This window comes from Pseudomonas sp. 22526 (assembly GCF_052044735.1).
In the GTDB taxonomy this organism is placed as follows: Bacteria; Pseudomonadota; Gammaproteobacteria; order Pseudomonadales; family Pseudomonadaceae; genus Aquipseudomonas; species Aquipseudomonas piscium.
In genome coordinates this window covers 283,426-290,290 of sequence record NZ_JBQENK010000008.1, presented here as the reverse complement: position 1 = coordinate 290,290, position 6,865 = coordinate 283,426, and the positions used below count along the sequence as shown (strand labels likewise).

8 protein-coding genes are annotated in these 6,865 nt (G+C 65.3%); all 8 read left to right on the top strand.

The annotated features are described in order from the left end of the window. The first annotated feature begins 32 nt into the window (after positions 1–32). The 8 genes from urtE (at position 33) to ACTJKT_RS14855 (ending at position 6,795) form a co-directional block, all read left to right on the top strand. Positions 33–731, top strand: coding sequence for an urea ABC transporter ATP-binding subunit UrtE (gene urtE / locus ACTJKT_RS14890; protein ID WP_440787610.1), 699 nt, complete (start codon positions 33–35; stop codon positions 729–731). Between the two features lie 54 nt (positions 732–785). Beyond that, the gene (locus ACTJKT_RS14885) at positions 786–1,625 is read left to right on the top strand and encodes an urease accessory protein UreD (protein ID WP_440787609.1); all 840 of its coding nucleotides are present in this window, start codon (positions 786–788) and stop codon (positions 1,623–1,625) included. A 202-nt stretch (positions 1,626–1,827) separates the two neighbouring features. After that, a complete protein-coding gene (gene ureA / locus ACTJKT_RS14880) occupies positions 1,828–2,130 on the top strand; it encodes an urease subunit gamma (protein WP_007937143.1) in 303 nt (100 codons plus the stop codon). 9 nt (positions 2,131–2,139) lie between these two features. After that, the gene (locus ACTJKT_RS14875) at positions 2,140–2,673 is read left to right on the top strand and encodes an N-acetyltransferase family protein (protein WP_440787608.1); all 534 of its coding nucleotides are present in this window, start codon (positions 2,140–2,142) and stop codon (positions 2,671–2,673) included. A gap of 6 nt (positions 2,674–2,679) precedes the next feature. Then, positions 2,680–3,213 carry a GNAT family N-acetyltransferase gene (locus tag ACTJKT_RS14870; protein ID WP_440787607.1) on the top strand — a complete coding sequence of 178 codons (534 nt, stop codon included), beginning with the start codon at positions 2,680–2,682 and terminating at the stop codon, positions 3,211–3,213. Then, entirely contained in the window at positions 3,210–3,515 is a 306-nt protein-coding gene (locus ACTJKT_RS14865) for an urease subunit beta (protein ID WP_440787606.1), read from the top strand. Before ACTJKT_RS14870 ends, ACTJKT_RS14865 begins: the two co-directional genes overlap by 4 nt. Before the next feature lie 154 nt (positions 3,516–3,669). Next, entirely contained in the window at positions 3,670–5,370 is a 1,701-nt protein-coding gene (ureC, locus tag ACTJKT_RS14860; RefSeq protein ID WP_440787605.1) for an urease subunit alpha, read from the top strand. Between the two features lie 282 nt (positions 5,371–5,652). Further along, positions 5,653–6,795, top strand: a complete 1,143-nt coding sequence (locus ACTJKT_RS14855) for a sensor histidine kinase (protein ID WP_440787604.1) — start codon at positions 5,653–5,655, stop codon at positions 6,793–6,795. Positions 6,796–6,865: the final 70 nt, after the last annotated feature.

Genomic DNA, 6,865 nt, shown 5'->3' with positions numbered 1-6,865 from the left:
CCTCGCTCCTACAGGTATGAGGGGAATTTGAAATGCTGCAAGTCGACAAGCTGCACCAGTACTACGGCGGTAGCCACATCCTGCGGGGCCTGAGCTTCGAGGCGAAGGTCGGCGAAGTCACCTGCCTGCTCGGGCGCAACGGGGTGGGCAAGACCACCCTGCTCAAATGCCTGATGGGCCTGCTGCCGGCCAGGGAAGGCGCGGTGAACTGGGAAGGCCAGGTCATCACCGCCTACAAGCCCCATCAGCGGGTGCATGCCGGCATCGCCTACGTGCCCCAGGGCCGGGAGATCTTCGGCCGCCTGACCGTGGAAGAAAACCTGCTGATGGGCCTGTCGCGTTTTCCCGGCTCCGAAGCCAAGGAAGTGCCGGCCTTCATCTACGAGCTGTTCCCGGTGCTGCTGCAAATGAAACAGCGGCGCGGCGGCGACCTGTCCGGCGGCCAGCAACAGCAGCTGGCCATCGGCCGGGCCCTGGCTAGCCGGCCGCGGCTGCTGATCCTCGACGAACCCACCGAGGGCATCCAGCCGTCGGTGATCAAGGAAATCGGCGCGGTGATCAAGAAACTCGCGGCACGCGGCGACATGGCGATCCTCCTGGTGGAACAGTTCTACGACTTCGCCGCCGAACTGGCCGATCAGTACCTGGTGATGTCCCGGGGCGAAATCGTCCAGCAGGGCCGCGGTGAAAATATGGAAGCCGAGGGTGTACGTGGCCTGGTTACGATCTAAGTTACGATCTGAGTTACGAGCTAACCTGTAGCGTCCGGACACTAAGCACGAATCATGAATCTGCCTGCCCACACCGCCCTGTTCACCCCCAGCTGGCATGCCGAGCTGGAACTCGGCTACGCCCGCTTTGGCGACAGCACGCGCCCGGTGCAGCGCCGGCACAAGGGCCCGCTGCGAGTGCAGAAGCACCTGTATGCCGAAGGCCCTGAAGTCTGCCAGCACATCATCGTCCACCCGCCCGGCGGGATTGCCGGCGGCGACCGCCTGCAGATCCGCGCCAGCGTCGACCGCGATGCCTGGGCGCAACTGACCAGCCCCGGCGCCGCCAAGTGGTATCGCGCCGCCGGGCCGGCCTATCAGACCCTGGAATTGCACGTCGCCGCCGGCGCCAGCCTGGAATGGCTGCCCCAGGAAAGCATTGTGTTCAGCGCCGCCCAGGCCGAGCTGAGCACCCGTATCGAACTGCAAGGCGACGCCCGGCTGTTCTACTGGGACCTGGTGGCCCTCGGCCGCCCCGCCAGCGACGAACGTTTCGACCTCGGGCATTTCCAGTCGCACCTGGACATCCGCCGCGACGGCCAGTTGCTCTGGCACGAACGCCAGCGCATTGTCGGCGGCGACGGCTTGCTCGACTCACCGATCGGCCTGGATGGCCAGCCGGTCTTCGCCACCTTGCTGGCTACCGGCGAGATCGACAGCCAGTTGCTGGAGCATTGCCGTTCGCTACCTCATGCCGTGCGCGGCGACCTGACGCAACTGCCCGGCCTGCTGGTGGCCCGCTGCCTGGCCAGCGAAGCGCTGTTGGCCCGCGCCTGGCTGATCGACCTGTGGCGCCTGTTGCGCCCCGCCCTGCTGGGCCGCGAGGCGCTGCCGCCGAGGATCTGGAGCACATGACGCAACGACACGACTTTCCTGTAGCCGCTGCCGCAGGCTGCGATCGTCCGCGTAGCGGGCGCCGAACCAGACGCCGCGGTGTCTCAGGCAGACCGCGTCAACCAGGGTGCGTCTCCTGCGGAGCCGATCGCAGCCTGCGGCAGCGGCTACGGATGCATCGCGCCATGCCTTCTTTCAACTGCTCAACAACGGATTTCCAACGATGGACCTGACCCCACGCGAAAAAGACAAACTGCTGATCTTCACCGCCGGCCTGGTGGCCGAGCGGCGCCTGGCCCGGGGGGTGAAGCTCAACTATCCGGAAGCCATGGCCTACATTTCCGCGGCGCTGCTCGAAGGCGCCCGCGACGGCCAGACCGTGGCCGAGCTGATGCACTACGGCACCACCCTGCTGAGCCGCGAACAGGTGATGGAAGGCATCCCGGAAATGATTCCGGAAATCCAGGTGGAAGCAACCTTCCCCGACGGCACCAAGCTGGTCACCGTCCATCAACCGATCGCCTGAGGCCGCACCATGACGTATTCCATCCGCGATGCCGCGCATGCCGACCTGCCGGCGATCCGCGATATCTATAACGACGCAGTGCTCAACACCACGGCGATCTGGAACGAGCAGGCCGTGGACCTGGGCAATCGCCAGGCCTGGCTCAGCGCCCGCCAGGCCCAGGGTTATCCGGTCCTGGTGGCGGTCGACGCCGATCAGAGCGTGCTCGGTTACGCCTCGTTCGGCGACTGGCGGCCCTTCGACGGTTTCCGCCATACCGTCGAGCACTCGGTCTATGTGCGCAGCGACCAGCGCGGCAACGGCCTCGGCCCGCGCCTGATGCAAGCGCTGATCGAACGCGCCAGAACCTGCGACAAACATGTGATGGTCGCGGCCATTGAAAGCGGCAACGCCGCCTCGATCCGCCTGCACGAACGCCTGGGCTTCGTCACCACCGGACAGATGCCGCAAGTGGGCACCAAGTTCGGGCGCTGGCTGGACCTGACGTTCATGCAACTGACCCTAGATCCGGGGGCGCTACCGCCCACTATCCACAAGGAGTGATACCCGATGAACGCCGCCCAACTGCGTCGAGTCCATGCGGAGAGCTTTGCCCACTATCGCCAGGGGTTGATTGATCTGTTGTTCGACGCCGTGGGCCACGGCGCCTCGGTGGGTTTCATGGCCGACCTCGACGATGAGCAGGCCCGCGCCTACGTCAACAGCGTCCAGGCCAGCGTGACCGACGGCAGCCTGCTGCTGTGGGTGGTGGTGCAGGACGAGCGGGTCCTGGCCAGCGTGCAACTGGCGCTGTGCCAGAAGCCCAACGGCCTCAATCGCGCCGAAGTGCAGAAGCTGCAGGTGCGCCACGACGCACGCCGCCGTGGCCTGGGCCAGCAGTTGATGCATGCCGTGGAACAGGCGGCGCATCAGCACAAGCGCGGCCTGCTGTACCTGGACACCGAAGCCGGCTCGGACGCCGAAGCCTTCTACGGCGCCCTCGGCTACACCCGGGTCGGCGAACTGCCGAACTACTGCCAAAGCCCGGACGGCACCTACACCCCGACCGCCATTTACTTCAAGACTCTGGGGCAACCCGTATGATTCCAGGCGAATACCAGATCCAGCCCGGCGACATCGAACTCAACGCCGGCCGCCGCACCCTCAGCCTGAGCGTCGCCAACAGCGGCGACCGGCCGATCCAGGTGGGCTCGCACTATCACTTTTTCGAAACCAACGACGCCCTGACTTTCGACCGCGCCGCCAGCCGAGGCATGCGCCTGAATATCCCGGCCGGCACCGCCGTGCGCTTCGAGCCGGGGCAGACCCGCGAAGTGGAACTGGTGGACCTGGCCGGGCATCGCCGGGTGTTCGGTTTTGCCGGTCGGGTCATGGGCGACCTTTAAGGTGCATTGCCTGTTCTGACGCCATCGCGGGCAAGCCTCGCTCCTACAGAAGAACGCGATCGAATGTAGGAGCGAGCGGGCGGCGATCCGACTTGCCCGCGAATAGCGAGCTACGCGAGCGGTCTCAAATCCAATGGAATCCCAAGGCAAGCACATGAAGATTTCAAGACAAGCCTACGCCGACATGTTCGGCCCCACCGTCGGTGACAAGGTGCGCCTGGCCGACACCGAGCTGTGGATCGAAGTCGAGAAGGACTTCACCACCTACGGCGAAGAAGTGAAGTTCGGCGGCGGCAAGGTGATCCGCGACGGCATGGGCCAGGGCCAGCTGCTGGCGGTCGAGGTGGTCGACACCCTGATCACCAACGCGCTGATCATCGATCACTGGGGCATCGTCAAGGCCGACGTCGGCCTGAAGGACGGACGCATCGCCGCCATCGGCAAGGCCGGCAACCCGGATATCCAGCCCGACGTGACCATAGCCATCGGCGCCAGCACCGAAGTGATCGCCGGCGAGGGCATGATCCTCACCGCCGGCGGCATCGACACCCATATCCACTTCATCTGCCCGCAGCAGATCGAAGAGGCGCTGATGAGCGGCGTCACCACCATGATCGGCGGCGGCACCGGGCCGGCCACCGGCACCAACGCCACCACTTGCACCTCGGGGCCCTGGCACATGGCGCGCATGCTCCAGGCGGCGGACTCGTTCCCGATGAACATCGGCTTCACCGGCAAGGGCAACGCCAGCCTGCCGGAGCCCTTGATCGAACAGGTCAAGGCCGGGGCCATCGGCCTCAAGCTCCACGAAGACTGGGGCACCACCCCGGCCAGCATCGACAACTGCCTGAGCGTCGCCGACCAGTACGACGTGCAGGTGGCGATCCACACCGACACCCTCAACGAATCGGGCTTCGTCGAAACCACCCTCGGCGCGTTCAAGGGCCGCACCATCCACACCTACCACACCGAAGGCGCCGGCGGCGGCCACGCCCCGGACATCATCAAGGCCTGCGGCTTGCCCAACGTGCTGCCGAGCTCGACCAACCCGACCCGGCCGTTCACCCGCAACACCATCGACGAACACCTGGACATGTTGATGGTCTGCCACCACCTCGACCCGAGCATCGCCGAGGACGTGGCCTTCGCCGAAAGCCGCATCCGCCGCGAAACCATCGCCGCCGAAGATATCCTCCACGACCTGGGCGCCTTCTCGATGATCAGCTCCGACAGCCAGGCCATGGGCCGGGTCGGCGAGGTCATCACCCGCACCTGGCAGACCGCCGACAAGATGCACCGCCAGCGCGGTCCGCTGCCGGGCGACGGCGCCGGCAACAGCAACTTCCGGGTCAAGCGCTACATCGCCAAATATACGATCAACCCGGCGATCACCCACGGCATCAGCCACGAAGTGGGCTCCATCGAAATCGGCAAATGGGCCGACCTGGTGCTCTGGCGCCCGGCGTTCTTTGGGGTCAAGCCGACCCTGATCCTCAAGGGCGGGGCCATCGCCGCCAGCCTGATGGGCGACGCCAACGCCTCGATCCCGACCCCGCAGCCGGTGCATTACCGACCGATGTTCGCAAGCTACGGCGGCAGCCGGCACGCCACCAGCCTGACCTTTATCAGCCAGGCCGCGCTGGAGGCCGGGGTGCCGCAACAACTGGGGCTGAAAAAGCAGATCGCGGTGGTCAAGGGTTGCCGCGATGTGCAAAAGACCGACCTGATCCACAACGATTACCTGCCGGATATCGAGGTCGACCCGCAGACCTATCAGGTCAAGGCCGACGGCGTGCTGCTCTGGTGCGAACCGGCGGACGTGTTGCCGATGGCGCAGCGCTACTTCCTGTTCTAGGGTCTGTACGAAAAGTCGGCGAGCGAAGGTCAGGCAAGGCAAAAACAAGGCGAGGAAGCGGAGTGTAGGGGCCTACATGAGCATTCCGAGCCTGTTTTTAACGCAGCATGGCCGAGCGCAGCCACTTTTCGTACAGAGCCTAGAATCCTGGATCCAACGGGCGCCCACCCGGGCTGCCCAACGGTCAGCAAAGCCGGGCGTCGTAGCGTGTTGAAAGCGTGAATCGCGACTAAAATTCGACACGCCGTCCTCACTCTTTGCTGCCTGACAGGGTTTCCGGCCATGCGTTTACCCGACTTCATCGCGCAACATGTCGATCGCATCGTTGATGAATGGGAGCGGTTCGCCCGATCCATCGCCCCCGAAACCGACTCCCTGACCCGCCTGCAATTGCGCGACCACGCCAAGTCCATCCTGCTGGCCGCCGCTGGCGATATGCGCACTGCCCAGACCGCCAGCGAACAGGCGGCCAAGGCGCGGGGCGAAGGCCCGGAGAAAACCCCAAGCCTCGACGAGGCCGCCGCCAGCCATGGCGAGTCGCGGCACAACGTCGGCTTCGACCTGGTGCAAATGACTTCGGAATTCCGCCACTTGCGCGCTTGCGTGATCCGCCTCTGGGTCGCCAGCCTGGAGTCGCCGGAGCTGGCCTATTTCCAGGACATGATCCGTTTCAACGAAGCCATAGACGAGGCACTGGCCGAGTCCACCGCGGCCTATGCCGAACAGGTCAACCGCTCGCGGGATATCTTCCTGGCGATTCTCGGCCACGACCTGCGAACCCCCTTGCAGGCGGTGAGCATGTCCACCGAGATGCTGGCGCGCAAAGTCGCGCTGGACGCCGATGCGCTGACCTATGTGTCGCGGATCAAGAGCAGCTCCCGGCACATGGCGGCGATGGTCGGCGACCTGCTGGAATTCGTCCGCAGCCGCCTGGGCAGCAGCCTGCCCATCGAGCCGGCGCCCATGGACCTGGCCAGTGCCGCCAAGGCAGCCATGGACGAAGCCTGCGCCGGTCAGCCGGACTGCACGCCGACGCTGAACTTCCATGGCGACAGCCATGGCATCTGGGATCGCGGACGCATCGAGCAGATGCTGCAGAACCTGATCGGCAATGCCCTGCAGCACGGCAGCGGCAACCGTACCCTGACCCTCACCCTCACCGGCAGCGCCGAACAGGTGCTGCTGACCATCCATAACTACGGTCAGCCGATTCCCAAGGAAGCCCTGCCCACCCTCTTCGACCCGCTGGTGCGCAACGCCAACGAAGAACTCGGCGGCCCCTCCACCAGCCTCGGTCTGGGCCTGTTCATCGTCAAGGAAGTGGTCACCGCCCACCAGGGCAGCATCGAGGTCAGCTCCAACGAAACCGATGGCACCACCTTCAGCGTGACCCTGCCGCGGGTATCGCACGCCGAGCCGTTGTAGATACAGAAGCCTCTGTAGCCGCTGCCGAGCCCGCGAGGCTGCGCTCGACCGCGAAGCGGTCGTAAACCGG